22 protein-coding genes and 1 pseudogene are annotated in these 24615 nt (G+C 68.9%); 9 read left to right on the top strand and 14 right to left on the bottom strand.

Going from position 1 to position 24615, the window contains the following annotated elements; translation table 11 throughout:
* Positions 1–37 precede the first annotated feature (37 nt).
* The 10 genes from HC022_RS00115 to HC022_RS00070 all read right to left on the bottom strand — a co-directional run bounded on the left by HC022_RS00115 (position 38) and on the right by HC022_RS00070 (position 11956).
* Positions 38–2143, bottom strand: coding sequence for an LssY C-terminal domain-containing protein (locus HC022_RS00115; RefSeq protein ID WP_167450886.1), 2106 nt, complete (start codon positions 2141–2143; stop codon positions 38–40).
* 204 nt (positions 2144–2347) lie between these two features.
* The gene (locus HC022_RS00110) at positions 2348–3670 is read right to left on the bottom strand and encodes an FAD-binding oxidoreductase (protein ID WP_167450885.1); all 1323 of its coding nucleotides are present in this window, start codon (positions 3668–3670) and stop codon (positions 2348–2350) included.
* Positions 3667–4695, bottom strand: coding sequence for an ABC transporter ATP-binding protein (locus HC022_RS00105; protein ID WP_167450884.1), 1029 nt, complete (start codon positions 4693–4695; stop codon positions 3667–3669). Before HC022_RS00105 ends, HC022_RS00110 begins: the two co-directional genes overlap by 4 nt.
* Complete coding sequence (locus HC022_RS00100; RefSeq protein WP_167450883.1) at positions 4695–5714, bottom strand: ABC transporter ATP-binding protein; 1020 nt, start codon at positions 5712–5714, stop codon at positions 4695–4697. Before HC022_RS00100 ends, HC022_RS00105 begins: the two co-directional genes overlap by 1 nt.
* An 11-nt stretch (positions 5715–5725) precedes the next feature.
* Positions 5726–6607, bottom strand: a complete 882-nt coding sequence (locus HC022_RS00095) for an ABC transporter permease (protein WP_089959302.1) — start codon at positions 6605–6607, stop codon at positions 5726–5728.
* A gap of 17 nt (positions 6608–6624) precedes the next feature.
* A complete protein-coding gene (locus HC022_RS00090) occupies positions 6625–7575 on the bottom strand; it encodes an ABC transporter permease (protein WP_008888184.1) in 951 nt (316 codons plus the stop codon).
* A gap of 90 nt (positions 7576–7665) precedes the next feature.
* Entirely contained in the window at positions 7666–9312 is a 1647-nt protein-coding gene (locus HC022_RS00085; protein WP_089959305.1) for a peptide ABC transporter substrate-binding protein, read from the bottom strand.
* A 111-nt stretch (positions 9313–9423) separates the two neighbouring features.
* The gene (locus tag HC022_RS00080) at positions 9424–10755 is read right to left on the bottom strand and encodes an FAD-binding oxidoreductase (protein WP_167450882.1); all 1332 of its coding nucleotides are present in this window, start codon (positions 10753–10755) and stop codon (positions 9424–9426) included.
* Positions 10755–11456, bottom strand: coding sequence for an SDR family NAD(P)-dependent oxidoreductase (locus tag HC022_RS00075; protein ID WP_167450881.1), 702 nt, complete (start codon positions 11454–11456; stop codon positions 10755–10757). Before HC022_RS00075 ends, HC022_RS00080 begins: the two co-directional genes overlap by 1 nt.
* Positions 11453–11956 (bottom strand): MarR family winged helix-turn-helix transcriptional regulator, encoded by a 504-nt coding sequence (locus HC022_RS00070; protein WP_008888293.1) that lies wholly within the window; start codon positions 11954–11956, stop codon positions 11453–11455. Before HC022_RS00070 ends, HC022_RS00075 begins: the two co-directional genes overlap by 4 nt.
* Positions 11957–12394: 438 nt before the next feature.
* Between HC022_RS00070 and queC the strand changes: the two genes are divergently transcribed.
* Genes queC through queF form a run of 4 tightly spaced genes read left to right on the top strand, consistent with a single transcriptional unit; the run spans position 12395 to position 14633 of the window.
* Entirely contained in the window at positions 12395–13096 is a 702-nt protein-coding gene (gene queC, locus HC022_RS00065; protein WP_167450880.1) for a 7-cyano-7-deazaguanine synthase QueC, read from the top strand.
* Entirely contained in the window at positions 13096–13449 is a 354-nt protein-coding gene (queD, locus tag HC022_RS00060; RefSeq protein WP_167450879.1) for a 6-carboxytetrahydropterin synthase QueD, read from the top strand. Before queC ends, queD begins: the two co-directional genes overlap by 1 nt.
* Positions 13446–14153 carry a 7-carboxy-7-deazaguanine synthase QueE gene (queE, locus tag HC022_RS00055; RefSeq protein WP_167450878.1) on the top strand — a complete coding sequence of 236 codons (708 nt, stop codon included), beginning with the start codon at positions 13446–13448 and terminating at the stop codon, positions 14151–14153. Before queD ends, queE begins: the two co-directional genes overlap by 4 nt.
* Positions 14154–14168: 15 nt before the next feature.
* Positions 14169–14633 carry a preQ(1) synthase gene (queF, locus tag HC022_RS00050; protein WP_167450877.1) on the top strand — a complete coding sequence of 155 codons (465 nt, stop codon included), beginning with the start codon at positions 14169–14171 and terminating at the stop codon, positions 14631–14633.
* A gap of 295 nt (positions 14634–14928) precedes the next feature.
* On the opposite strand, the gene HC022_RS00045 is transcribed toward queF, so the two are convergent.
* The 3 genes from HC022_RS00045 to HC022_RS00035 are packed head-to-tail and all read right to left on the bottom strand — an operon-like array spanning position 14929 to position 18010.
* Entirely contained in the window at positions 14929–15930 is a 1002-nt protein-coding gene (locus tag HC022_RS00045) for an NADPH:quinone oxidoreductase family protein (RefSeq protein WP_167450876.1), read from the bottom strand.
* The gene (locus HC022_RS00040) at positions 15927–16337 is read right to left on the bottom strand and encodes a PaaI family thioesterase (RefSeq protein ID WP_008888166.1); all 411 of its coding nucleotides are present in this window, start codon (positions 16335–16337) and stop codon (positions 15927–15929) included. The genes HC022_RS00045 and HC022_RS00040 overlap by 4 nt, the downstream gene beginning before the upstream one ends.
* Positions 16337–18010 (bottom strand): class I adenylate-forming enzyme family protein, encoded by a 1674-nt coding sequence (locus HC022_RS00035; protein WP_167450875.1) that lies wholly within the window; start codon positions 18008–18010, stop codon positions 16337–16339. The genes HC022_RS00040 and HC022_RS00035 overlap by 1 nt, the downstream gene beginning before the upstream one ends.
* Before the next feature lie 186 nt (positions 18011–18196).
* On the opposite strand from HC022_RS00035, the gene HC022_RS00030 reads away from it, so the two are divergent.
* The gene (locus HC022_RS00030) at positions 18197–18646 is read left to right on the top strand and encodes a CoxG family protein (RefSeq protein WP_008888177.1); all 450 of its coding nucleotides are present in this window, start codon (positions 18197–18199) and stop codon (positions 18644–18646) included.
* Here HC022_RS00030 and HC022_RS00025 read toward each other — a convergent pair whose 3' ends face one another.
* Positions 18647–19903, bottom strand: a complete 1257-nt coding sequence (locus tag HC022_RS00025; protein ID WP_167450874.1) for an amidase — start codon at positions 19901–19903, stop codon at positions 18647–18649. It lies immediately after the preceding gene.
* A gap of 135 nt (positions 19904–20038) precedes the next feature.
* Here HC022_RS00025 and HC022_RS00020 point away from each other — a divergent pair, with 135 nt between their 5' ends.
* From HC022_RS00020 to HC022_RS00005, 4 genes and pseudogenes are all read left to right on the top strand, one after another.
* Positions 20039–20950 carry a helix-turn-helix domain-containing protein gene (locus tag HC022_RS00020; RefSeq protein WP_008888033.1) on the top strand — a complete coding sequence of 304 codons (912 nt, stop codon included), beginning with the start codon at positions 20039–20041 and terminating at the stop codon, positions 20948–20950.
* A gap of 216 nt (positions 20951–21166) precedes the next feature.
* Positions 21167–22150, top strand: a complete 984-nt coding sequence (locus HC022_RS00015) for a TAXI family TRAP transporter solute-binding subunit (RefSeq protein WP_089959346.1) — start codon at positions 21167–21169, stop codon at positions 22148–22150.
* Positions 22151–22209: 59 nt separating this feature from the next.
* Positions 22210–24156: a TRAP transporter fused permease subunit gene (locus HC022_RS00010; RefSeq protein ID WP_089959348.1), complete on the top strand. Its 1947-nt coding sequence runs from the start codon at positions 22210–22212 to the stop codon at positions 24154–24156.
* A 2-nt stretch (positions 24157–24158) separates the two neighbouring features.
* Positions 24159–24615 (top strand): annotated as a pseudogene (locus tag HC022_RS00005) (xanthine dehydrogenase family protein molybdopterin-binding subunit); the annotation flags it as partial.

The following is a 24615-nucleotide window of genomic DNA, read 5'->3' as shown; positions in this document are numbered from 1 at the left end:
CAATCGCGGGGCCCCGTCACGCGCGCCCCGCCCGGCCTCAGCGCAGCGTCAGCACCGCGGCGGCGCCGTCCGAGAACCACGGATCCCCCGCCACCGATTGCCCGAGCCTCGGCTCCGAAAGCCGGATCCGGTCGGACCTCGCCACCTGCCCCGACGCCTCGAGATCCGCGACCAGCCCGTCGCGCTCTGCATCCACGTTGGGGTCGATGTGGTGCAGGAAACCCCACGCGCTCCAGCCGTCGAGCCCGTCGTCGTAACTTGCCGCGCCGACGAAAAGCCGCAATCCGTCGGTGCTGACGAAATCCGTCCGCCAGAGCCTTATGTGATGGCGCTTGCGCAGGGTCGCGTCCGGGGTCTGCTTCTGGAAAGCGACATCGTTGGGCTTGGTCTTCCAGAAATAGGGCGTCACCGGCGCGGTCGCGTCGGGCTGGTTGCTCCACGCGGCCAGTGCCGCCCGCCCGAGGCTCATGACGCCGGGCGCCGCCGCCCGTTTCCAGCCGACCTGCGCCAGCGCGTTCTCGACCGCGGCCTCGTCGCGCGCCAGCACGAGGACGTTGACCGGCTCCAGCGGCGTCCCCGCGACGGATTCCGTGCCGCCGGGAAGCGCCCCCGAGGCAACCAGCGCCTCGACCGTCCCGAAGACCGCGTCCGCCTCGCGCGTTGCCACGACGTTGCGCGCCTTGTCATAGGTCGCGACCTGCCACGCCGCGCCCGTCACGCAGAGCGCCACCAGCGCCACCGCCGCGCCCCGCACCAGCCCGGAGCGCTCGGGCCGGGGTGGCCGGGGGCGGCTGTCGAGCCACCATTCCGACGCCGCCACCCCGGCGAGCAGCCAGATCGCCCCCACCAGCCAGCCGTTCAGCACGTCCGACAGGTAGTGCTCGAGCAGGTAGACCCGGCTCAGCCCGACGAAGAAGGCCAGCGTCGCGGCGCCCACAAGCGCTGCGGGCGCGCGCAGCACCCGGAGCCGCCAGAGGATGAAGAACAGGAAGCCGTAGAAGGCGACCGAAAGCGCCGCATGGCCCGAGGGGAAGCTGCCCGAGGTCTCGGCGAAGAAGCCGAGCTCGGGGCGGGTGCGGTGGAACAGCCGCTTGAGCAGGAACACCGAAGCGAGATCGCCCGCCAGCGCGACGCCAAGACCCAGCAGCAGGTCGGGGCGCCAGCGCACGAGCAGGATGGCGACCGCCGCCACGCTCAGCAGCGTGACCACCCGCCAGTCCCCAAGCGCCGTCACGTGTCCCGCGAGACGCAGGACCTCGGGCGACCAGAAGGCGTGGATCAGCGCGGCGAGCCGTGTGTCCACCTGCACGATAGGATCGGCCATGAGGAAGTCGAAGACCGATCCGAACCAGACCCAGAGGATATAGGCCGCGGCGCAGGCCAGCAGCGTCGCCGTGGCGCCCGAGAACCGGGTCCGGTCGAAGCGGTGCGACAGAAAGGCGGCGCTGCGCGGGTGGCTCTCGGCCCATTGCCGCACGTCGGGGTTGTCGCGGATCCCCTGCGCAACCGAGCTCAGCACCGAGACGAGGAAGGGCATCAGGCGCAGCACCCTCAGGAGCAGCCACCAGAGCAGCAGCAGCGCCGCCAGCACCGCGGCGGCGAAGAGCCCGATCCGCGTCGCATAGGGACCGAGACTGGTGGCGAAATGGCCGATGAGGACGCCGAGCCCGACATGCGCCAGCGCGTAGGGCACGCCGCTGATCGCGTTCCAGAGCAGGAACCGCCGATGCGGCATCCCCGCCGCCGCCGCGGCCAGCGGCACCAGCCCCGAGACGGGACCGAGGAAGCGGCCCAGCACCAGCGCGAAACCGCCGTAGCGTTCGAAGAGGCGGATGGCGCGGCGATAGCTCGACGTGTCCTCGAGCGAGCGGCGTTTCGAGACCCGCGCCCGCAGGAGGCGCCCCAGCCGGTAGCTGATCTCGCCGCCCAGCACCGAGCCGATGGCCACGAACCAGACGAGGTCGAGGAAGTCCAGCGCGCCCTGCTGCACGAGGATCCCGCCGGCATCGACCACCAGCGTTCCGGGCAGGACGACGCCGGTCACGAAGACCGCCTCGAGCAGCGAGGCAAAGCCAATGATCCAGTAGGACCAGAGCCCGAAGCTCTCGAGAGACGGCAGGATCTGATCGAGCGAAAACACCATGCCGTAGCAGTACGATCATCCGCAGCCGGTGTCATGCCCCTCCGCGCAGCGCGGGCCGCGGCGGGGTCATCCAGACGGCGCAGGTTGCAGCGAGGTTACATGCTGAGCAAAGGGTGGCCCAGCAGCGCGGGCACTCTGCGCGACGCGGGGAGCAAAGAGGCATGGCCACCGCAGGTTGCCCTGCGCCGCGCGGACCGCGCAACATCAGGCGTGCGGCGGCAGCTCCACCCCGTCGCGGCGGGCGGCCATGTTGTCCTGGAAGCCGTACCAGCGCAGCACCAGCCCCGGCGCCATGGACATGTAGGCGGGTGCCGAATGCAGGCGCTCGACCGGCAACGGCAGGTCCTTCTCGGGCGTGCCCTCGGCCCAGTCCGCGAGGATGCCGCCAAGCATGGTGCCCGTGGGCACCCCGCGCCCCGAGAGCCCGGTGCACGCCAGTGCCCCCGGCCCCAGACCGTAGAGCCTCGGGATCGTGTGGCGCTGCATGTCGAGCTCGCCGGTCCAGTAGTAATCCCACGTCGTGGCCTCGGGCACCTGCGGATGCAGCCAGCGCAGCCGGTCCATCAGCATCTGACGGGTGTACTCGAGGTCCCTGCCCCGGCGGCCGACCGGGAACATCGAGGCCACGATCCGGCCCTCGCGGTTGTACTTGTAGACGAAGATGTCGCCCCGACCGTCGTGCATCGTGCCGTCGAAGGGAATGACCTGCGCGCGCACGTCCTCGGGCAGCGGGCTGGTCGCCGCGAGGATGACCTTCTTGATCCGGAAGGTCTTGTCGAGCCCCTTCCAGCCGCCGTCGGTGTAGGCCCCGGTCGCCATGATGACCTTGTCGGCGACGACCTCGCCGCCGTCGGTCTTCACGTGCCAGCGCTGGCCCATCCTCTCGACCTTCGAGACCTTGGAGCGGGTGAAGATCCGGGCCCCCTCCTGCAGGGCGGCGCGGGCGAGGCCGCGGGAATAGCTCAGCGGGTTCAGGTGGCCGCCGGAGCGCAGCAGCCAGCCGCCGAAGAACCGTTCCGACCCGGTCAGCCGCTTAGCCTCTTCCGCGTCGACGAGCCCCGAAGGACAGCCGACCGAGGCGTAGCTCTCGGCCTTCTTGCGGATCCGGGCGATGCGCGACGGGCTCAGCGCACCCTGGAAATAGCCGTTCTGCTTCCACTCGCAGGAGATCTGAAAGTCGCGGATGTACTCCGCCGCCATGTCGGCGCCGCTGGTCTGGCGGCGGATCAGGCGGTTGGCGCGCTCGGTCCCGAGGTGAGAGCGCAGATCGTCCAGCGTCAGGTAGGAGAAGGTCGGCGTGCAATGGCCCGCGTTGCGCCCGGAGCCACCGAAGCCCGCCTCCTGCGCCTCGAGCAGCACCACCTCGTGGCCGCGACGGCGCAGCTCGATGGCCGTGGTCAGCCCGCTGTAGCCGCCGCCCACCACGCAGATGTCGGTGCGCACCGTGCCCTCGAGCGGCCCGGTGTCCGGGGCGTCCACCGCCGTGGCATGCCACAGGGTTTCGTCGAACGGAGAGAACTTGGTCATGACATGCGCTTTCTGGCTTGGTCGGGCCGCGCTTCGGCGACGCCGGGAACGAGGGAGAGGTCGTCGCGGATGCAGGCGCTGAGATGCCCCGGGCCGCGCGGCCGCAGCACCGGGCGGGCCACGGCGCATTCCGCCTGCGCATGGGCGCAGCGGGTGCGGAAGACGCAGCCCGAGGGCGGCGCCAGCGGGCTCGGCGGTTCACCCTTCATGGCGATGCGCTGGCGGCGCGCGCCCACCGCCGGCTGCGGCGCGGCCGAGAGCAGCGTCTCGGTGTAGGGGTGCCGGGGCGAGGTGAAAAGCGCGCGGGTGGGCGGGATCTCCACCCCCTGCCCGAGATACACCCCCGCCACGCGGTCGGCGATGTGTCCCACCACCGCCAGGTCATGGGTGACGAACAGGATCGTCAGGCCCAGCGTCTCGCGGATCGAGGAGAAGAGGTTCAGCACCTGCGCCTGCACCGACACGTCGAGCGCCGAGACCGGCTCGTCGGCCACGATGAACTCGGGCCTGACCATCAGCGCCCGGGCGATGCCGATGCGCTGCCGCTGCCCGCCGGAGAACTCGTGCGGGTAGCGCGAGATCATCGAGCGCGGCAGGCCCACCCGTTCCAGCGTTTCCGCCGCCTCGTCGCGGCGCTGGCGCGCGCTGAGCCCGGGCTGGTGGAAGCGCAGGGGCATGGTCAGGCTGTCCTCGACCGTCATGCGCGGGTTGAGCGACGAGAACGGATCCTGGAACACCATCTGCATCCGGCGCCGGTACGGGTGCAGCGCCTTATGCGAGCGCCCCGCCAGCTCGACCCCGTTGTAGAGCACCGAGCCCGAGGTCGGCTGCTCCATCATCATCAGCGTGCGGCCGAAGGTGGATTTGCCGGACCCGGACTCACCCACGAGCCCCAGCACCTCGCCGCGCTGGATGCGCAGGTTGATGCCGTCCACTGCGCGCACCGTGGCACTCGGCCGCCCGAGAAGGCCCTGCCGGATCGGGTAATGCTGCTTGAGGTCGATGGTTTCGATGAGAGTGGACATCAGGAGACCTCCGCCGGTTCGGCGCCGAACGCCGGCTCGTCCGAGCGGGCGCAGCGCACGAGATGCGCCCCCGCGCCATGCGCCGCGAGCTCGGGCAGCGCGCCGTCGCAGATGCCGGGCCGCGCGTGCGGGCAGCGCGGGTGGAAGCTGCAGCCCGTGGGCAGGTTGTCGGGGCTCGGGACGAAGCCCTCGATGGTGCCGAGAGGGCCGGTCTTCAGGCCCGCGTCCTCGAACCGCGGCACCGAGGCCAGCAGGCCCCGGGTGTAGGGCATCCGCGGGTTCGACAGCACGTCGGCAAGGCTCCCCTGTTCGACGATGCGGCCCGCGTACATCACCATCACGCGCTCGGCGATCTCGGCCACGACGCCGAAATCATGGGTGATGAACAGCATCGCCATGTTGGTGGCGCGCTGGATCTGCCGCAGCAGCTCGAGGATCTGCGCCTGCACCGTGACGTCAAGCGCGGTGGTCGGCTCGTCGGCGATCAGCAGGTCGGGCTCGAGCGCCAGCGCCATGGCGATCACCACCCGCTGCCGCATCCCGCCCGACATCTCGCCGGGATAGGCGTGCATGCGCCGCGCCGGGTCGGGGATACCCACCAGCGTCAGCAGCTCGATGACCCGGGCCCGGATGTCGGCCTTGCTCATCTTGCGGTGAAAGCGGATGGCCTCGGCGATCTGGTCGCCGACCCGGTGCACCGGGTTGAGCGAGGTCAGCGGCTCCTGGAAGATCATCGCGATCCTCGGCCCCCGGACCTGCGCCATGCGGCGCTCGGAGAGCTCGAGCAGGTTCACCCCGCCCATCGAGACGCTGCCCTCGATGGTGCAGCGGGGCGCCTCGGGCAGCAGCCGCATCAGCGCGAACGAGGTCACCGACTTGCCCGAGCCGGACTCGCCAACCAGCGCCAGCGTCTCGCCGCCGCGGATGTCGAAATCGACGCCATGGACCACCTGCGTCTCGCGCCCGCCGCTGCGGAAGCGGATGCGCAGGTCGCGCACGGAAAGGACCGGATCCGTCATCGCCCGCCCTCCTATTGAACCGACCGGGCGTCGAGCGCGTCGCGCAGCCCGTCGCCGATGAAGTTGAAGGACGTCACCGCGAGGGTGATCGCGACGCCGGGCACGATGGCGAGCCAGGGCGCGCTGTCGAGATATTGCTGGGCGTTGTTGAGCATGTTGCCCCAGCTCGGCAGCGGCGGCTGGATGCCGTAGCCGAGGAACGAGATATAGGCCTCGAGCAGGATGGCACGCGCCACGGTCAGGGTCGCCGCCACGATGATCGGCCCGATGACATTGGGCAGGATCTCGCGCCCCATGATCCACCAGTGCGGCGCGCCGACCATGCGTGCGGCGGCGGTGAAATCGCGCGAGGACTGGCCGCGGACCTCGGCCTCGACGATGCGCGCGACCTCCATCCACGAGGTGACGGCGATGATCAGCGTGATCATCGTGGGCGACGGCTTGAGGAAGGCCGCGAGCGTCAGCATCAGGAAAATCGACGGGAAGGACAGGAAGGCGTCGACGATGCGCATCAGGCCGATGCGGCTCCAGCCGCCGAAGTAGCCCGCCACCACGCCGATGACCGTGCCGATGAGCGTCGACAGCACCATCGCCGTGAACCCCACGGTGAGCGAGATCTGTCCGGCCGAGAACAGCCTTGCCGCGATGTCCCGGCCGAGCGGGTCGGTGCCGAGGATGTGGCTTCCGGTGAGCGGCGGCGAGAAGCGCGCGCGCAGGTCGATGTAGAGCTCGTCGTAGGGCAGCAGGTAGGGCCCGAAGAAGCAGGCGAGCGTCAGGAAGATGATGGTGAGCAGTCCGATCATGGCCAGCCGGTGGCGCATGAACTTGCGCACGCGGGGGCCGCGGAAGATGGCGAAGCGGGTCCTGGTCGCCGGGTCGGGGATTGCGGTCATTCGATCGCTCCTTTCGGTCAGCCGAGGCGGATGCGCGGATCGGCCAGCGCGACGCCGATATCCGCGAGGAAGTTGCCGATCACGGTGAGGATGGCCGAGAACATCAGCAGCCCCATGATCACCGGGTAGTCGTTGTAGCCGAGGCTATCGATGAAGAGCCGCCCGAGCCCCGGCCAGGTGAACACGGTCTCGGTGACCAGCGCGCCGCCGATGATGGTGGGCAGTTGCAGGCCGGCGAGCGTGATCATCGGGATCAGCGCGTTGCGCACGATGTGGGCCGAGACGATTCGCCAGCGCGGCAAGCCCTTGGCGCGGGCGGTGCGCACGTAATCCTGGTCCATCACGTCGAGCGTCGAGGCGCGCATGTAGCGGCTCCAGATCGCCACGTTGACCAGCGCCAGCACGATGGAAGGCATGATCAGGTGAATGGCGTAGTCGGAAAAGCTCTGGTCGCCCACGGTGTACATGTTGCCGGCGGGCAGCCAGCCGAGCTCGAGCGAGAAGAAGAAGATCGCCACCAGTCCGAACCAGAAGGTCGGGATCGAGAGCGCGATCATCGCGCCCACCGTCGCCATGTAGTCGAAGACCGAGTAGCGCTTCAGGGCGCCCAGCACGCCGATCAGCGTGCCGAGCGCCACGGCGATGGCCGTCGAGGTCCCCATCAGCAGAAGGGTCGCCCACATGTGGCGCCACACGACGTCCAGCACGGGGCTCTGGTCGCGGTAGCTCTTGCCCCAGTCGCCCGAGACCATGTTGACCAGCCAGTCCAGGTACTGGACCGGGATCGGCCGGTCGAGCCCCATCTGGTGGGCGATGCGGTCGAGGTCCTGCTGGCTCATGCCGGGCGTCATTGCGTATTGCGAAAGCGGCCCGCCGGGCGCGAGGTTGATCACGGTGAACCCGATCATCGAGACGATCAGGATCAGCACGATCCCCTGCAGCGTGCGGTGGGTAAGGAAGCGGATCATGGCGCGGCCTCCGGTCGGAAGGTGAACGTCTGGCACTGCCCCGGAGCACGTGGCTCCGGGACCGCCGGTCGTCGTCGCGGGGTCAGGCGGTTACGCCCAGCTCCAGTCCTGCATGTTCCAGAAGGTGATCCGGACGTTGATGTTGGGCTCGTAGCCCTGCAGCCCCTCGAGATGGCCACGCACCTCGTTGCGCTGGAACAGCGGCAGGAAGGGCAGCTCCTCGCGGATCATCGACTGGATCTCAGCGTAGATCGGCTTGCGGGCCTCGGGCGAGACGGTGGTCGCGCCCTTCTTCAGCAGCTCGTCGAGCTCGGGGATCGAGACCTGGAAGGTGTTCTGCCCGGCCCCGCCCTGCGCGTTGATCGAGTCCGTCGACATGTAGTTGGTGGTGTCCGGGTCCGGCCCGGTGAGGAAGATGATCCCCGCCACCGCCATGTCGAACTGCGACTGCATCCAGTGGTCGGCCCACATCACCGCCGGCGGCAGGTTCGAGATTTCCATCTCGATGCCCATCTCCTTCCAGCTCTGCTGCAGGAACTGCTGCATCTGCTCGCGCACGTGGTTGCCCGCGGTGGTCGAGCAGATGAAACTCAGGCGCTGGCCGTCCTTCTCGCGGATGCCGTCGCCGCCGGGCACCCAGCCCGCCTCGTCGAGCAGCGCCTTGCCGGCCTCGGGGTCGTAGACGTGCCCGGGCAGGTCCGGATTGTAGTAGAAGCTCTGCTGCGGCATGTAGGTTTCGGTCGGCGTCGGCAGACCGTAGTACAGCGCCTCGAGGATCGTCGTCTTGTCGACGCCGAGATAGAGCGCCTCGCGCACCGCCTTGTCCGCCAGCACCGGGTTGCCGAGGTTCAGCGACAGTGTCTCGACGGTGCCCACCGGCACCAGCTGCACGGTCTTGCCCTCCAGCGTCGAGGCCTCGGCATAGTGGTCGGGCGAGATGCCCTGCAGCGCGATCACGTCGATGTCGCCGGTCTTGAACTGGGTGTAGAGCACCGTGAGATCGGGCACGTACTTGACCACGATGCGCTCGATCGAGGCGCCGTCGCCGTGGTAGTCGGGGTACGCGACGAGTTGGATGTTGTCGCCCGGCGCGCGGCTGTCCCATTTGTAGGGCCCGGTGCCGATGGGGCTCTGGTTGAAGGGCGCCTCGTTCGGGTCCACGCCGTCGAAGGCGTGCTTGGGCACGATGAAGGTCCAGCTCAGGATCGCCATGTAGGGTGCGAAGGCCGAGGACATCTTCCACGTGAGCTCGGTGTCCGAGACCACGGTGATCTCTTCGATGAGCTCGTGCCCGGTGCGGCGGGCGGCGCGGAAATCGGGGTCCTTCTGCAGCTCGAGCGTGAATTTCACGTCCTCCGCCGTCAGCGGCGTGCCGTCGTGCCAGGTCACGCCCTCTTTCAGCGTGATCTTCCACTCGGTGCCGTCTTCCGAGATGCCGCCGTTCTCGATGCTGGGCACCTCGGTCACCAGCCGCGGCGCGAAGGAGCCGTCGGGCTCGACCGAGAACAGCGGGTCGAAGATCGCCCAGTGGATGCCCTCGTCCACCTCGATGTGCAGCAGGTGCGGGTTGAAGACGGTGGGCTCCTGGCTGATGCCCACGATCACCTGACCGGTGGCCTGCGCGCGGGCGGCGCCCGGCAGGCCCGAAAGCCCGAGACCGGCGGCGGTCAGCATCGTCATCCCGAGGAAGCCGCGGCGCGACGGGTGGGTCAGGTCCTTGAACGGCGTGTTGGTCATGCTTTTCTACTCCTGTTGGCTGTTGGGTCGGTCTTGATGTGCTGCCAGCGCTTCTTGTGGCGCTTGGTCAGGGGCTCCCGCGCCCGGTCGTCCGGCCGCGGAGAAAGGGGTTCAGAACCCGTCGTCGGGTCGCAGCTTCGTTCCGTCGGTGAAGCGCGAGAACCGGAAGTGGTGCGGGTCGACGCAAGGGGTGCGGCCGGTAACCAGCTCGGACATCAGCCGCCCCGCGGCCGGGCCGATGCCGAATCCGTGCCCCGAGAAGCCCGAGGCCATGAAGAAGCCGGGCTGGCCGTCGACCGCCGAGATCACCGGCACCGCGTCGGGGGTGACGTCGATGTAGCCGGCCCAGGTCTGGGCGATTTTTGCCTTCTCGAAGACCGGGAAGTACTTCGCCGCCGCCTTGAGCGTCTTTTTGATGATGCGCGGATGCGGCTTGGGATCGAGCACACGGGTGTATTCGAACGGCGAGGCCTCGTCGTTGCGCCACTTGCGGGCATAGCCGGCCTCCTGCCCGAACCGTGGCCCGACGCGGAAGTTGAGGTCGCGCCACTGGTGCTGCAGCGCCGGGAGATAGCGCAGCGCGAGGCGGAAGCTGTCGGGCACGATGTCGACCACGTTGGTCGAGCCCGAGGCGATGGTGTAACCGCCGTCCTTGCGCTTGCGGAAGGCGTATTCGCTGGTCCAGTAGGCCGCCTCCGGCCCGCCCTCGAGCGGCTCGGTGCGCAGCACGGTGTTCATCACCTTGAGCTGCGGGAAGTCGATGCCGAGGTTGCCCGCGAACAGCCGCGACCACGCCCCGCCCGCCAGCACCACCGCGTCGCAGCCGATGCGGCCCCGCTCGGTCACCACGCCCGAGACCGCGCCGGCGCTGGTCTCGATGCCGCGCACCGCGGTCTCGGTAAGGATGGCGGCACCCCGGTCGCGCGCCGCCTCGGCGATGGCAGGCGCCGCGAGCTGCGGCTCGGCGCGCCCGTCGACGGAGGTGTAGAGCCCGCCCTTCACCGGCTCCTCGCAGCCGGGCATGACCTCGGCGAACTCGGCGCCCGAGACCATCCGGCTGTCGAGCTGGTAGGGCTTGAGATGCTCGGACCAGCGCTCGTAGCGGGCCATATCCTCGTCGGTGCGGCACGAGAACATGATGCCCGTGCGTTTGTAGCCAAGCTCGCGCCCCGTGCGGTCGTTCATCCCCGGCCAGATGCGCAGCGCCTCGGCCATCAGCGGGATCTCGCGCGGATCGCGACGCGAGATCCGCACCCAGCCCCAGTTGCGCGAGCTCTGTTCCTGCCCGATGCCGCCCTTCTCGCAAAGCGCCACCCGCAGCCCCTTTTCGCTGAGCTCCAGCGCCGTGGAGGTGCCGATGATCCCGCCGCCGATCACGACGACCTCGACCTTGTCGGGCAGGGTTTCGTCCCCGTGGACCGGGGTTACGCGTGGACCGGGCATCAGTGGATTCCGTCAGGCTGGCAGTTGAAGGCGATTTCCGCCTGGCAAAGCGTGCCGGGCAGTTCGAGGGTGTTGAGCGTAAGCGTCGCGACGTCCCCGACCTGGCTCATCGCCTCGGGCGGGAAGCCGCCGTTTGCGGCGGATTCGCCCATGTCCGTGCGCACAAGCCCCGGGCAGATCGCCGTGGCGCGGATGCCGAGATCCCAGCCCTCGTGGCGCAGGGCATGGGCCAGCCCCACGGCGGCGAACTTGGAAAACGAATAGAGCCCCGAGCGCTTGCTCTTGACCCGCTTGCCCGAGAGCGATGCCATGACGATGATCCGTCCGTCGCCGGTCTCGGCCAGCGCGTCCCACGCGGCGGCGGCAAGGCGCCGGGGCGCGTGCACGTTGACCTCGAAGAGCCGCTGCACGGTGTCCTCGTCCTCGGTGACGATGCGGTCGTGCTCGAGGATGCCGGCGCAGGCGACCACGGCGTCGATGCGCCCGCGCCGCTCCAGCACGCCCTTAACCCAGTCCCGCTCGCCGCCGGCGGCGGCATCGTAGGGCACCGCCTCCGCCGTCTCCGGGGTCAGCCCCGTCGGCAGCGCCGAGGCGTCGCGCAGCCCCAGCGAGACGAACCAGCCGCGCTTCGCGGCCTCGATGGCGATGGCGTGGCCGATCCCTCGGGATCCGCCGGTGAGCAGCATGGTCTTGGTCGTCATGTCTTCTTCCGTTTCCAATCGAGCCCGTTGTGGCGTTCGACATACGCCGCGGCGATCTTGCGAAGCAGCGCGACGGTCTGCGCGTGCTCCTTCTTCGACAGCATCCAGAACGCGTCCTCGGGTTCGCGCTCGACGATCTCGCGCACCCGGTCGAGCACCTCGCGCCCGGCCGCCGTGATGAAAAGCTGCTGGCGCCGCCGCACGTCCGGGTCGGGACGACGCTCGAGCAGCCCGTCCGCGATCAGCTTCTCGACGAGCCGGGTCATCGCCGGCGCGTCCTTGCCGGCGAAGCTCATGATTTCCGAGGCGGTGATGCCCGGCTGGTGCAGCACCATGAACAGGGTCGAGATCTTGCCCGTGCCCCCCGCGACCGGAAGGCTCGCCAGCTTCTTCTCGAGATCGCGCGAGATCCACAGGTTCAGCACCCGGATGTAGTAGCTGACCGCGCCGGTCAGGCAGTCGAGCTCGATCTCGTCGAAACCGTCCTGCACGTCCGTCACTCCCCGGCCTCTGCCCCGCATCTCTTCATTCATCTCTGGTCACTCCAAACAGTTGTCGATGACAATTGTGCCTGACAACCGTTAATGTCAAAACTTTTGCGAAAAACTCACCTTCGGCGCGAAGAGTGTGTGTTTGGGGAAATCCCGGGCAACGGGCGTGACCGTTCGCCCAATGGTTGATCGAAACGGTCCCGAACGCCGTCTTTGCCAGCGTCCGGCCCATGGCGCGCGGTGCGCCGGTCCCGGCCCCTCGCCCGCCTCAGCCCCCCCGGCGAGACGAATCGTCGCGCACGCCGGACCATCCGCGCGCGCCCATGACGCCGCGGCAGACAGGCGCCCGGCCCCGGCGCCCGCGCTTGCCTGACCGGTCCCGGGCTGCTATCGCCTGCCCCCACGTCCGGTCGCAGCCTACCCGGATATCAAAACAAGGGCCCCAACATGAAAACACTCGTCATCTGCTCGGGCGGACTCGATTCCGTGTCGCTCGCGCATATCATCGCCGACCAGCACCAGCTGACCCGGCTCGTCTCCTTCGACTACGGCCAGCGCCACCGCAAGGAACTCGACTTCGCCGCCGCCGCCGCGCGGCGCCTGAACGTCCCCCACCACCTCATCGACATGCGCGGCATCGGCGCCTCCCTCTCCGGCTCGGCACTGACCGATGACATCGACGTCCCCGATGGCCACTACGCCGAGGAGACCATGCGCATCACCGTCGTGCCCAACCGCAACGCCATCATGCTGGCGATCGGCTTCGGGGTCGCAGCGGCCAATGGCGACGAGGCCGTCGCCACCGCGGTGCATGGCGGCGATCACTTCATCTATCCCGACTGCCGCCCGGCCTTCACGCAGGCCTTCGACGCGATGCAACAGGCGGCGCTCGACGGCTATGCCTCGGTGCGGCTGCACACGCCCTTCGTCGAGCGCAGCAAGGCCGACATCGTGCGCGCGGGCGCGGCCCACGGCACGCCCTTCGCCGAGACATGGTCCTGCTACAAAGGCGGCGAGCTGCATTGCGGCCGCTGCGGCACCTGCGTCGAACGGCGCGAGGCCTTCCACCTCGCCGGGGTCGGGGACCCCACGGCCTATGCCGACCCCGACTACTGGGCGCAGGCCGTGGCCGCGCGGGGGACCGCCTGATGTTCCGCATCCGCAAGGAATTCCACTTCTCCGCCTCGCACCGGCTCGAGCACCTGCCGCCCGACCACCAGTGCGCGCGGCTGCACGGGCACAATTACGTCGTGGTGGTCGAGCTCGCCGCCGAGACGCTCAACACCGACGGATTCGTGCGCGACTACCACGACCTTGCCGATCTCAAGACCTACATCGACGGGCAGTTCGACCATCGCCACCTGAACGACGTGCTCGAGGTGCCCTCGACCGCCGAGCACATGGCGCGGCACTTCTTCGACTGGTGCCGGGCCCGCTGGCCCGAGACCAGCGCCGTGCTGGTGAGCGAGACCCCCAAGACCTGGGCCGAGTACCGGCCATGAGCCTGCGCATCGCCGAGATCTTCGGGCCGACGATCCAGGGCGAAGGCGCCCTGATCGGCGAGCCCACCGTCTTTGTCCGCACGGGCGGCTGCGACTACCGCTGCAGCTGGTGCGACAGCCTGCACGCGGTCGAAAGCCGCTACCGCGACACATGGGCCGCGATGAGCGACAGCGCCGTCTGGGACGAGGTGCTGCGCCTCTCCGGGGGCCAGCCGCTGACGGTGTCGCTCAGCGGCGGCAATCCCGCGATCCAGGACTTCGCGCCGGTGATCGCGCGCGGACGGGCGGCGGGCTACCGCTTTGCCTGCGAGACGCAGGGCTCGGTCGCGCGGCCCTGGTTCGCCGAACTCGACACGCTGGTGCTCTCGCCGAAGCCCCCGTCGAGCGGCGAGACCGTCGACTGGGACGCCTTCGCCGCCTGCGTCCGCGCCGGCAGCGCCGCCCGCCAGACGGTGATGAAGATCGTCATCTTCGACGACACCGACTACGCCTGGGCCAGGGACGCCCACGCCCGCCACCCGGAGCTTCCGCTCTATCTCCAGCCCGGCAACCCCGAGGTCGATCCCGAAACGCCCGTCGATCCGCAGGCGCTGGCGGACCGGCTCGGCTGGCTCGTCGAGCGCACCATGGCCGACGCCTGGTTCACCCCTCGTATCCTGCCGCAGCTGCATGTCCTGATCTGGGGCAACAAGCGCGGCGTCTGACCGCAGGAGACCTGCATGACCGACAGCATCTACAGCAACCTCAGGCAACTCGGCGGCGAGACCCGCATCCCCGCCAGCCCCGAAGAGGCCGAGCTCGAACGCGTCGCCAACCCGCAGGCGGACGTGACCTACAACGTGCGCTTCACCGCGCCGGAGTTCACCTCGCTCTGCCCGATGACCGGCCAGCCCGACTTTGCGCATCTCGTCATCGACTACGCGCCGGGCAAGTGGCTGGTGGAATCGAAGTCGCTGAAGCTCTACCTCACCTCGTTCCGCAACCACGGCGCCTTCCACGAGGACTGCACGATCTCGATCGCGCGGCGGCTGGTCGGTTTCCTCGAGCCGCAATGGCTGCGCATCGGTGGCTACTGGTATCCGCGCGGCGGCATCCCGATCGACGTGTTCTGGCAGACAGGGCCGCTGCCCAAGGGGCTCTGGCTTCCCGACCAGGGCGTGCCGCCCTACCGCGGCCGGGGCTGAAAACGCAGACAACGGCACCCGCGGGGCGCCGTCGTCTTCTTGTTTACGTAAGCTGAGATTACGCTACGTGGCACCGCGGCTCGCGCCCGTGCCGGACCCGGCGCCATGTATCGCAAGATGCCATGCACGCGCCTGCTGTAGGGCACGGACAGGAACAGCGTCATCACCACGCCCCGATGCAGCGCCAGCATCGCGGGCGTCGCGCACAGCACCAGAAGGAAGCCCGGTGGCTGTGGCGGCACAGAGCGCGGCATTGCCGCCGCCGCCAGCACCTCGGGGTTTCGGCCGGAAAGGCTCAGTCCACGGCCCCGTTCGGCACCAGCAGCACCCGGCCCCGCGCGCGACGCTCCAGCAGATCGTCGAGCGCGGTGGCGAACTCGGCCAGCGCGTAGGTCTTGCGCGGCCCAGGCAAGATGCGCCCCTCGGAGGCCAGCGCCAGGATCTCGCGGAAGGCGGCGTCGAGGATGTCGGGACGGCGCTTGCGGTAATCGCTGACCTGCAGGCCGCTGACCTCGATGTTCTTGAGCATCAGGTAGTTGGCCTTGATGGTCGGGATGCGCCCTGCGGCAAACCCCACCACCACGACGCGCCCGCGCCAGGCCACCGCGCGCAGCGCCGCGTCGAAGATGTCGCCGCCCAGCGGATCGATCACCACGTCGACGCCGCGGCCCCCGGTCTGGGCGTAGACCTGCTCGCGCAGGCTGTCGCGCAGCTTCGGCTGCGACAGGTCGACGATGGCGTCGGCGCCGTAGCGCATCACCTCATCGGCCCGGTCGGGCGAGGAGACGGCGGCGAGCACCTTGGCGCCCTTGATCTTGGCAAGCTGCATCGCGGCGTTGCCCACGGCCCCGGTCGCGCCCAGCACCAGCACGGTGTCGCCGGGCTGCATCCGGCCCTGCTCGAAGAGCGCCGTCCACGCGGTGTCGAACGCGAGCGACAGGACGCCGGCGTCCTCGCTGCTGACGTTCTCGGGCAACACATAGGCGTCCTTGGCGGGCACCAGCGCCGCCTCGGCATAGCCGCCGTGCTCGGCCATGGCGAGCACGCGCTGCCCGACCTCGAAGCCCTCGACCCCTTCTCCGATGGCGACGATCTTGCCCGCGGGACCCTTGCCCGGGGTAAAGGGCCGCTCGGGAAGGAACTGGTACTTGCCGGTGAAGACGAGGCTGTCGACGAAATTGACCGGCGCCGCCTCGACCGCGATGAGAAGCTGGCCCGCGCCCGGCTCGGGCATGGGCAGGTCCTGGAGGGTGGCCTGCGAGGGCGCTCCGAAGTCTTCGATCACGACCGCTTTCATGGTCTCTCCTCGGGAATGGCAAAGGTGTTGCGGGACAGCGCGACAAGCCTGTCCCCGGCGAAGATCTCCACATCCACACGCGCGAGCGTCCGGCCCAGCTTGCGCAGGATACCGACAGCGCGCAGATCCACGCCCGGCGCGGCGCGCAGGTAGTCGACCCCCAGCGTCACCGTGGGTACGGGCGTGCCCGCGGCACAGGCCGCCGCCGCGTGGGCGGTCAGGTCGCAGAGCGCCGCGACGATGCCGCCATGGATGAAGACCGGATCGGTCCCGCCGGCAAACTCGGGCCTGAACGGCAGCCGCACCTCGACCTCGGAGCCGTCGGCCCGGATCGCCTGCGGGCGCAGCCAGCCGTGCAGCGGCGGGCGGCGCATCTCTTCCTCGAGCCGGGCAAGATAATCGGCCATCAGGCAGGCGCCTTGAACCGGATCGGCTGCGGCACCAGCTTGCCCTGCTCGATGTCGGGCAGCAGCGCGCGCTTGAGCATCTTGCCCGAGGCCGAGAGCGGGATCTCGTCCACCTGCAGGAAGAACTCCGGCATGTCGTATTTCGACAGGCCCGTCTCGTCGAGGTGGCGCAGCACGTCCTGCGGATCGACCGCCACGCCGTTGCGCGGCATCACCACAAGGCAAACCTTCTCGCCCAGACGCTCGTCCTTCACGCCCACCGCGGCGGCGCGTGCCACGTCCGGGTGGCGGCTGGCCAGCGACTCGATCCGGGCGGGGTGGATGTTGTGGCCGCCGCGGATGATGATCTCCTTGAGGCGCCCGGTCAGGATCAGGTAGCCGTGCTCGTCCATGCGCCCGAGGTCGCCTGTCATGAACCAGCCGTCCTTGTTGAACGCCTTCTCGGTCGCCGCCTGGTCGTCGAAGTAGCCCATCATCAGGCTCGCGCCGCGGCCGCCGATGTGCCCGACCTCGCCGGTGGCGAGCGGGCGGTCGGGATCGGCGGGGTCGAAGATCCTCACCTCGTAGCCCGGGCAGGCGCGGCCGCTGGTGCCGGTGATGCGCTCGGCGGGATCGTCGGGGAGCGTGTAGTGGTGCGAACAGGCCTCGGTCATGCCATAGCCGCTCTGCGCCTTGATGCCGTGGGCCGAGAGCCGCTCGACCACCCAGGACGGGGCAGCGGCACCGGAGATGCGGAAGCCCTGCAGCCCGGCCAGCGGCGTGCCGCCTGCCTCGGCTGCGGCGTCGAGCTCGGTCAAAAGGTCCATGGCGTGGGCGGGTACCCCGAAGAGGAAGGTCGCGCCGACCTCTTCCAGCCGCTCGAGCAGGCTCTTGCCGCGCGGCATGTCGTGCACGATCAGCTCGCCCCCCGCCAGCAGCGTCAGGATCAGCGCGCCGAAGCCGAGGTTATGGCTGAGCGGCCCCATGGTGTAGGTCACCGTCTGGGGCCCGATGTTCCAGTCGCCGGCGATGGCGCGGGCGTTGGCGAGCAGCGTGTTCGACGAGTGCATCACGCCCTTGGGCTCGCCCGTCGTGCCCGACGTGAAGGCGAGGTACACGATGTCGCAGCCGTTGCGCCCGGGCGGCTCGGCCTCGCCGGTGCCAAGCGCGGCCGCGAGATCCGCGACGCTGCGCGGCTTCGGCGCCTCGCGCCAGACGGTCAGCCTTAGGTCGGTGCCCTCGGCGGCGGTCCTGTTGATGTCCAGCCGGTCCGCATCCGCCCCGAAGCCGGTCTCGGTGACCAGCGCGCTGGCGCGCATCCGTTTCACCAGCCCGGTGATCTCGCCCACCGTATGGTTGCGGTGCAGCGACGGGCAAAGCACGAAACCCTCGCGCGCGCAGGCCAGCAGCAGCACCGCCAGTTCGCAGCGGCTCGACATCCACGCGGCGACCCGGTCGCCCGGGCGCAGGCCCGCCGCCACCAGCCGCGCGGCAAAGCCGTCGGCCAGCGTCACCAGATCACCATAGGCCAGCGCCAGCCCGGCGTCGCGGATGGCGATCTGCGCGGGCGCGCGCGCGGCGGAAGCGCGGGCGCAGTCATAGATGGTGTCGTCCGACCAGAACCCGGCCTCGGTGAAGGTGGCGACCATCTCGGGGGTCAGCCGCGTCAGCATATTCTGGAAAGCCCGGGTCATCTGGTCCTCTCTATCCATGGTCCTGTGCGCATCGCGACAGGCCATGCAGCGTCTTTTTCATTGGTGCGGCGCGTCTCGGAGGGCGTCCGACTGTTCCATTTTTGGTATTCTACTCTTTTCTGGGTTTCAATAATAAAATAGCCAAGGGGTGACGAACCAAAATTGAAACAGTCGAGGTGCCCAATCATGCAGCTTTCCGAAGAATACACCCTCCCCGCCCCGCGCTCCGAAGTCTGGGCCGCGCTCCATGACGCCGACGTGCTGCGCGACTGCATCCCCGGCTGCACCGAGCTCGAAGCCGAGGGCGACGACACCTTCCACGCCAGCGTCACCACCAAGATCGGCCCGGTGAAGGCCACCTTCAAAGGCACTGTCACCATGAGCGAAGAGCAACCGCCCGAGAGCTTCGTGCTGAGCGGCGAGGGCAAGGGCGGCGTTGCGGGCTTTGCCAAGGGCCACGCCCGCATCTTCCTTGACGAACACCCCGAGGGCACGCTGCTGCGCTACGAGGTCGAGGTGAAGCTCGGCGGCAAGCTGGCGCAGCTGGGCTCGCGGCTCATCGCCTCGACCTCGCGCAAGCTCTCGGCGCAGTTCTTCGACAATTTCGCCGCGCGCTTCGAGACCGCCGAGGGCTGATCAGCCCTCGCGAAGCGCCTCGAGCTGCCGCGCGACATCGAGCAGAAGCGCGTCCTCGTTGGGGCGCGCCACCAGCTGCACCGACAGCGGCAGCCCCGAGGGCGCATGGCCGAAGGGCACCGCGATCGAGGGGCAGCGCAGCGTGCTCCAGAGCTCCTGCAGGCGCGGATCGCCGGTCTTTTCCAGCCCGGACGGTGCCACGTCCGGCACTGTCGCCGTCAGCAGCACGCCCGCCTCGCCGAAAAGCCTGTCGACCGCGGCGCGCGCGACATCCAGCGCCCGGCGCGAGACCAGGTAGGTCTCTCCGTCGATGCTTTCGCCGCGGCTGAAGACCTCGCGCGATTCGGGGCGGATCCGGTCGAGCTCCGCCGCGAAGCAGGCGGTGTTTCCGCTGCGCTCAAAGGCATTTACGATGGCGCGGTGCTGCGTCAGCTCGGCAAACCCCGGCGCCAGCGGCAAGTCGATGACATGCGCGCCCGCGCGCGACAACAGCCCCCGCGCCGCCTCTACCGCGCCGGCGCTGAGCTCGGACAGGGTGTCCCAGAGGTGGGTGCGGCAGAGTCCGATCACCGGCAGATCGCCGGTCGCGCCCGGCGCCGGCAGCCGCATCATCGCCGCATGGACCCAGGCCAGATCCTCGGCGCTGCGGGCGATGGCGCCCACCGTATCGAAGGACTGCGCGGCGGGCAGCATCCCCGACACCGGCCAGGCACCGAAGGTCGGCTTGAACCCCGCGACGCCGCAGAAGGCCGCCGGGCGCAGCACCGATCCGCCGGTCTGGGTGCCAAGCGCGAAGACCGCCATGCCGGCCGCCACCGCGGCACCCGAGCCGCTCGACGAGCCGCCCGGCGTGCGCGCCGTGTCCAGCGGGTTGACCGTCGCCGCGGGCGCGGTACCGGCAAATTCCGCCGTCGCCGTCTTGCCTAGCACGATGGCGCCCTGCTGCTTCAGCATCGCCACGCTGCCCGCATCGAAGGGCGGCACGTGCCCCTTGTAGATCACGCTGCCCTGTTCGCAGGGCATCCCCGCCACGTCGAGCACGTCCTTCACCCCGAAGGGAATGCCGCCGAGCAGCCCCGCCACCGGCGCGGTTGCCGCCACCCGGGCGCCGTCCGCGTCTACATGGACATAGGCCCCGATCTCGCCGTCGCGCTCGGCGATGCGCGCAAGATGGGCCTCGACCAGCGCCCCCTGCGTGACCTGCCCCGCGTCCAGAGCCTTGCGCAGCGTCGCGATCGAGCTGTTGAGCCAGTCCATGTCGGCCTCCATACCTTTTGTGTGCAAAATCCCACTTTTTTAACAGAACGGCAAGGCCGTCGCAGAACCGGGCCTTTTTCGTTGCCCCTGCGCGGAAACGGTGGTTCCGTTCCCAAAACTGGAGAAAGGGACCAGATGACGCTGCGATACGACGAAATCGGCCAGAGGCTGCGGGCATTTCGACTTGGCTCGGGGATGAGCGCCGAGGAAGTCGCCAATCGCATCGGAATCTCGCGCACCGCGGTCTACCGCTTCGAAAAGGGCGAAGTGGTCAAGATCGAGACCCTGATCGGGCTGGCGGAACTGCTGAACGTGTCGCTGCCCACCCTGCTCGGGGTCGAGATCGAGTACATCTCGTCCGCCGTCACCTATTTCGAACGTCTCCGCCAGCTCGAGACCGAGGCCAACCAGATCATCGTCCTGGCCGGTCCGATCTCTTACCTTCTGGCCTCGGACGACTTCCATGAATCGCTGGAACGGCTGCTCAAGGAGAGCGTCCCCGAGACCGCCGACCACCGCGACCAGACGCTGGCCGACATCGAGCGGATCATCGAGATCCTCAAGGAACGCAAGGCGAATTACCTGTCGCGGCGGCCCACCATCGTCAACCTGATGTCCGCCCACGATATCGTGCGCCTGCTGCGCTCGGGCTTCGTCGGACAGCCCTTCCTGCCGCCGGACGACCTCAGCGAACGCCGCGCCCGCGCCCGCCGCGAGGTGCAGCATTTCATCGACCTGATCGAGGGCGAGCCCATCGGCGTGCAGGTCGGTCTCGTTACCGGCACCCTGCCCCACAGCGCCTTCCAGATTTTCCGCAAGGGCGACGTGAAGACCCTGTCGATCAGCCCGTTCCGCCTTGGCGAACAGCCCAACGTGCGGCTTGGCGTGGCGATGATCACCAACACCGACGAGGCCATCGCGCTGCACGAGCGCACCATCGACCAGATGTGGCGCGAGTCGCTGAAGGGCCGCGAGGCCGCCGATTACCTCCGCAAGCTGCTCGAAACCGTCGACCGCGAGAACGGTATCACCCCGGACGGGCAATAACCGCCCCCGACGCAACCGCCACCCGCGCGCCCGCTTCCAAAACAGGCAGCGGGTGCCGGCGACCGTCATTCTCATTTTGAATTTTGTTCCATTTTTGGAATTTCCCTTGCGATTCGCGTCATTTTTAGGTCACGCTTGACCCAGGACGGAACAACGTCCGGGACCGGCAGCGTCATCGCCCGGTCACGTTCAACAAAAACCGAACAGGGTAGGACCATGAACATTCTCAAGATTTCGGCGGCAGCCGGCCTCGCTCTCGGGCTGGCGCTCCCCGCCCAGGCCCAGACGGTCAACGAGTCGGTCTGCGGCGCAAGCCCGGGCGGACTTTGGTCGCTGGTGGGCGCCGGTCTCGATGCAGCGGTCAAGGCCGAGGCGCCCGGCTCGACCATCACCTACCAGACCTCCTCGGGCGGTCTCGCCAACGTGGTGCAGGTGCAGACCGGCGCCTGCGCGCTCGGCATGGCCAACGACGGCGACCTCGCCTTTGCCAAGGCCGGCACCGACCCCTTCAAGGCGCCCGTCGAGGGCCTGACCGCGCTTGCCGTGCTCTATGACTGGGCGCCGGTGTGGTGGATCGCCCGCGCCGATTTCGCCGAGGAGTACGGGCTCGAAAGCCTCGCCGACCTCGCGGAGAAGAAGCCGCCGGTCCGCCTCGTGTTCAACCGCAAGGGCCTGCTGACCTCGGCCATCACCGAAGAGACGCTGGCCGCGCTCGGCGTCAGCATCGAGGACATCGAGGACTGGGGCGGCTCGGTGCAGTTCCAGGCCTCGGGCGAGCAGACCACGCTCATGCGCGACGGCCGCGTCGACCTGCTGGCCAACACGCTCTTCGAGGGCCACAGTTCGCTCACGCAGATGTCCGAGGCGACCCCGCTCAAGCTGCTCTCGGTGCCCGATGACGCGGCCGAGGCGGTGATCGAGAAGTTCTCGCTCAAGCCCTGGACGATTTCGGCCGACGCCAACCCCGGCGAGGGCGGCGACGTGAAGACGGTGACCACCTCGATCATCCTCTTCGCCACCGAGGAACTCGACGAAGAGACCGCCTATACCGTGACCAAGGCGATGCTCGACCATCCCGACGCCATGGCCGCCGTCTCTGCCGCCATGTCGCGCTTCACGCCCGAGGGCATGAAGGAACAGGCCGTCGTGCCGTTCCACCCGGGCGCCATCCGCGCCTATGAAGAAGCAGGCCTGATGTAAGGGCACGCGCGGGGCCGACCACCGGCCCCGCCGACCTCTTCCGGATGCAAAGCGACCGCATGATCCAGCCCCCCTCCCCCACCTACGCGCAGCGCCTCGTCGGCGCCGCACTCGGCACAGGCCCGCGCCGGCGGCTCGACGGGCCGCTCGGCCACGCGATCAAGGGCTTTGCGGTCCTGACAGCGCTGTTCACCGTCTATGCCGCCACCATGTCCACCTGGGACGTGCTGGCCCGCACCATCGTCTTCCTGTCGATGATGCTGACGCTGCTGTTCCTGCTGGTGGGCGCCACGCCCGCTGCCCGCACCGACCGGCCAAGCATCCCCGACTTCATCCTCTCGGGCCTCAGCCTTGCCTGCCTCGTCTTCTTCAGCATCGAGATGCAGGCCATCGCCGAGCGCATCACGCTCTTCGATCCGCTGACGCCCGCCTACTGGATCTTCGGCTACGGCATCCTGCTGCTCTCGCTCGAGGCCGCCCGGCGGACCGTCGGCATGGGGCTTACGGGGATCGTGCTGATCTTCATGGCCTACAACCTCTGGGGACACAACTTCGAGGGCCCGCTGCGCCACGGCTATATCAGCTTCGCGCATTTCCTCGACATCACCGTCTTCACCACCGACGGCATCTTCGGCGCGCCGGTGCAGGTGACCGCGACCTACGCCTTCCTCTTCGTGCTCTTCGGCACGCTGCTGGAAAAAGCCGGCGGCGGGCAGTTCTTCTTCGGCCTCGCCGCGGCGCTCACCGGGAAGTACAACGGCGGGCCCGCAAAGGTCGCCGTCATGTCCTCGGGGCTCTTCGGCATGCTCTCGGGCAGCCCGACCGCCGACGTGGTCACCACCGGCTCGGTCACCATCCCGGTGATGCAGAAACTCGGCTACTCGCCACGCCTTGCCGGCGCCATCGAGGTCGCGGCCTCGACCGGCGGCTCGATCCTGCCGCCCGTCATGGGCGCCGCGGTCTTCATCATGGCCGAGTTCACCGGCATCTCCTATCTCGAGATCGTCTTCGCGGCGCTGATCTCGGCCATCCTCTACTACGTCTCCGTGTTCCTGCAGGTCGACCTGCGCTCGCGCCGGATGGGGGCGGGCAACCTCAACCCCGACGAGCTGCCAAAGGCCCGGCAGGTGCTGCGCGACGGCTGGCCCTTCATCGTGCCGCTCGTGGTGCTGACCGGCTCTCTGGTCATGCATTTCAGCCCGACCTACGTGGCGCTCTACGGCACCATCGCCCTGCTCGGCACCTGGATCTTCCGCTGGAAGAGCTTCTCGCTGAAGGCGCTCTACGAGGGCGTCGCCCAGACCACCATAAGCATGGTCGCGGTGACCGGCGCCTGTGCCGCCGCGGGCATGGTCATCGGCGGCATCACCATGACCGGCCTCGCCGGCAAGGTCTCGGAGCTGCTGGTGCTGATCGCGGGCTCGAACGACCTGCTGACGCTGGTCATCGCCGCCGCCATGACCATCCTGCTCGGCATGGGCATGCCCACCCCCGCAGCCTACGCGCTGGCCGCCGCCCTCGTGGCGCCGACGCTGGTCGGGGATTACGGCTACTCGCTGCTGCAGGCCCACATGTTCCTGCTCTACTTCGCGGTGCTCTCGGCGATGACGCCCCCGGTCGCCGTCGCTGCCTACGCTGCCGCCGCGATCGCCGACGCCAACCCGATCTCGATCGCGGGCATGGCCTGCAAGCTGGCCGTCGCCGCCTTCGTTCTGCCCTTCACCTTCATGTATGCGCCCGGCATTCTCCTGCAGGGCAGCATCCCGGCAATCGCCTTCGATGCGCTCCGCGTTCTGGTCGTCGTGCTGGCCATCGCCATCGCCTCGGAAGGCTACTGGCGCGGCCCGCTCGGGGCCCCGACCCGGCTGGCGCTCGCCATCGGAGCCTTGCTCATGATCTCGCCCAACCTCATCGCGCTGGCTGTCGGCGCCGTCCTCGTGGCCTTCGGGCTGTGGACGCTCCGCAGCAGCCGCGCGCCCCTCACGGAACTTCGCAAAGACCTCTGAACGTGCAAGACCAGACCACTCCCCCGCTGCCGCAGGACCACAACAAACCGCCGAGGAAATCGGCCTACATCGGCCGGGCCGTCACCCGGCTCGAGGACCGGCCGCTTGTCAGCGGCACCGGGCGCTTCGTGGGGGACATGGACATGCCCCACCAGCTCTGGGCCCGGGTCGTGCGCTCGGCCCATGCCACGGGGCGCATCACCGGCATCGACATCTCCGAGGCGCTCGAGATGCCGGGGGTGGTCGCGGTCTGGACCTCAAAGGACCTGGGCGACCTGCCCGACATCCCGTTCAGGGCCACCAGGATCGAGGGACTCGGGCCCTACACCCAGCCCTGCCTTGCCAAGGGCCGGGTGCGCTACGTGGGCGAGCCCGTGGCCATCGTCTTCGCCGAGGATCCCTACCTCGCCGAGGACGCCGCCGAGACGGTCTTCGCCGACATTGACGAGGACGTGGACC

It is taken from the genome of Salipiger sp. HF18 (assembly GCF_011806505.1).
Lineage (GTDB): Bacteria > Pseudomonadota > Alphaproteobacteria > Rhodobacterales > Rhodobacteraceae > Salipiger > Salipiger thiooxidans.
This window is presented reverse-complemented; position numbering and strand designations above follow the sequence as displayed.

What these genes read in the sequence shown, in the direction of transcription:
- HC022_RS00115 (WP_167450886.1), bottom strand. Translation starts at nt 2,143, where the DNA reads ATGGTGTTTTCGCTCGATCAGATCCTGCCGTCTCTCGAGAGCTTCGGG.
- HC022_RS00110 (WP_167450885.1), bottom strand. Translation starts at nt 3,670, where the DNA reads ATGACCAAGTTCTCTCCGTTCGACGAAACCCTGTGGCATGCCACGGCG.
- HC022_RS00105 (WP_167450884.1), bottom strand. Translation starts at nt 4,695, where the DNA reads ATGTCCACTCTCATCGAAACCATCGACCTCAAGCAGCATTACCCGATC.
- HC022_RS00100 (WP_167450883.1), bottom strand. Translation starts at nt 5,714, where the DNA reads ATGACGGATCCGGTCCTTTCCGTGCGCGACCTGCGCATCCGCTTCCGC.
- HC022_RS00095 (WP_089959302.1), bottom strand. Translation starts at nt 6,607, where the DNA reads ATGACCGCAATCCCCGACCCGGCGACCAGGACCCGCTTCGCCATCTTC.
- HC022_RS00090 (WP_008888184.1), bottom strand. Translation starts at nt 7,575, where the DNA reads ATGATCCGCTTCCTTACCCACCGCACGCTGCAGGGGATCGTGCTGATC.
- HC022_RS00085 (WP_089959305.1), bottom strand. Translation starts at nt 9,312, where the DNA reads ATGACCAACACGCCGTTCAAGGACCTGACCCACCCGTCGCGCCGCGGC.
- HC022_RS00080 (WP_167450882.1), bottom strand. Translation starts at nt 10,755, where the DNA reads ATGCCCGGTCCACGCGTAACCCCGGTCCACGGGGACGAAACCCTGCCC.
- HC022_RS00075 (WP_167450881.1), bottom strand. Translation starts at nt 11,456, where the DNA reads ATGACGACCAAGACCATGCTGCTCACCGGCGGATCCCGAGGGATCGGC.
- queC (WP_167450880.1), top strand. Translation starts at nt 12,395, where the DNA reads ATGAAAACACTCGTCATCTGCTCGGGCGGACTCGATTCCGTGTCGCTC.
- queD (WP_167450879.1), top strand. Translation starts at nt 13,096, where the DNA reads ATGTTCCGCATCCGCAAGGAATTCCACTTCTCCGCCTCGCACCGGCTC.
- queE (WP_167450878.1), top strand. Translation starts at nt 13,446, where the DNA reads ATGAGCCTGCGCATCGCCGAGATCTTCGGGCCGACGATCCAGGGCGAA.
- queF (WP_167450877.1), top strand. Translation starts at nt 14,169, where the DNA reads ATGACCGACAGCATCTACAGCAACCTCAGGCAACTCGGCGGCGAGACC.
- HC022_RS00045 (WP_167450876.1), bottom strand. Translation starts at nt 15,930, where the DNA reads ATGAAAGCGGTCGTGATCGAAGACTTCGGAGCGCCCTCGCAGGCCACC.
- HC022_RS00040 (WP_008888166.1), bottom strand. Translation starts at nt 16,337, where the DNA reads ATGGCCGATTATCTTGCCCGGCTCGAGGAAGAGATGCGCCGCCCGCCG.
- HC022_RS00035 (WP_167450875.1), bottom strand. Translation starts at nt 18,010, where the DNA reads ATGACCCGGGCTTTCCAGAATATGCTGACGCGGCTGACCCCCGAGATG.
- HC022_RS00030 (WP_008888177.1), top strand. Translation starts at nt 18,197, where the DNA reads ATGCAGCTTTCCGAAGAATACACCCTCCCCGCCCCGCGCTCCGAAGTC.
- HC022_RS00025 (WP_167450874.1), bottom strand. Translation starts at nt 19,903, where the DNA reads ATGGACTGGCTCAACAGCTCGATCGCGACGCTGCGCAAGGCTCTGGAC.
- HC022_RS00020 (WP_008888033.1), top strand. Translation starts at nt 20,039, where the DNA reads ATGACGCTGCGATACGACGAAATCGGCCAGAGGCTGCGGGCATTTCGA.
- HC022_RS00015 (WP_089959346.1), top strand. Translation starts at nt 21,167, where the DNA reads ATGAACATTCTCAAGATTTCGGCGGCAGCCGGCCTCGCTCTCGGGCTG.
- HC022_RS00010 (WP_089959348.1), top strand. Translation starts at nt 22,210, where the DNA reads ATGATCCAGCCCCCCTCCCCCACCTACGCGCAGCGCCTCGTCGGCGCC.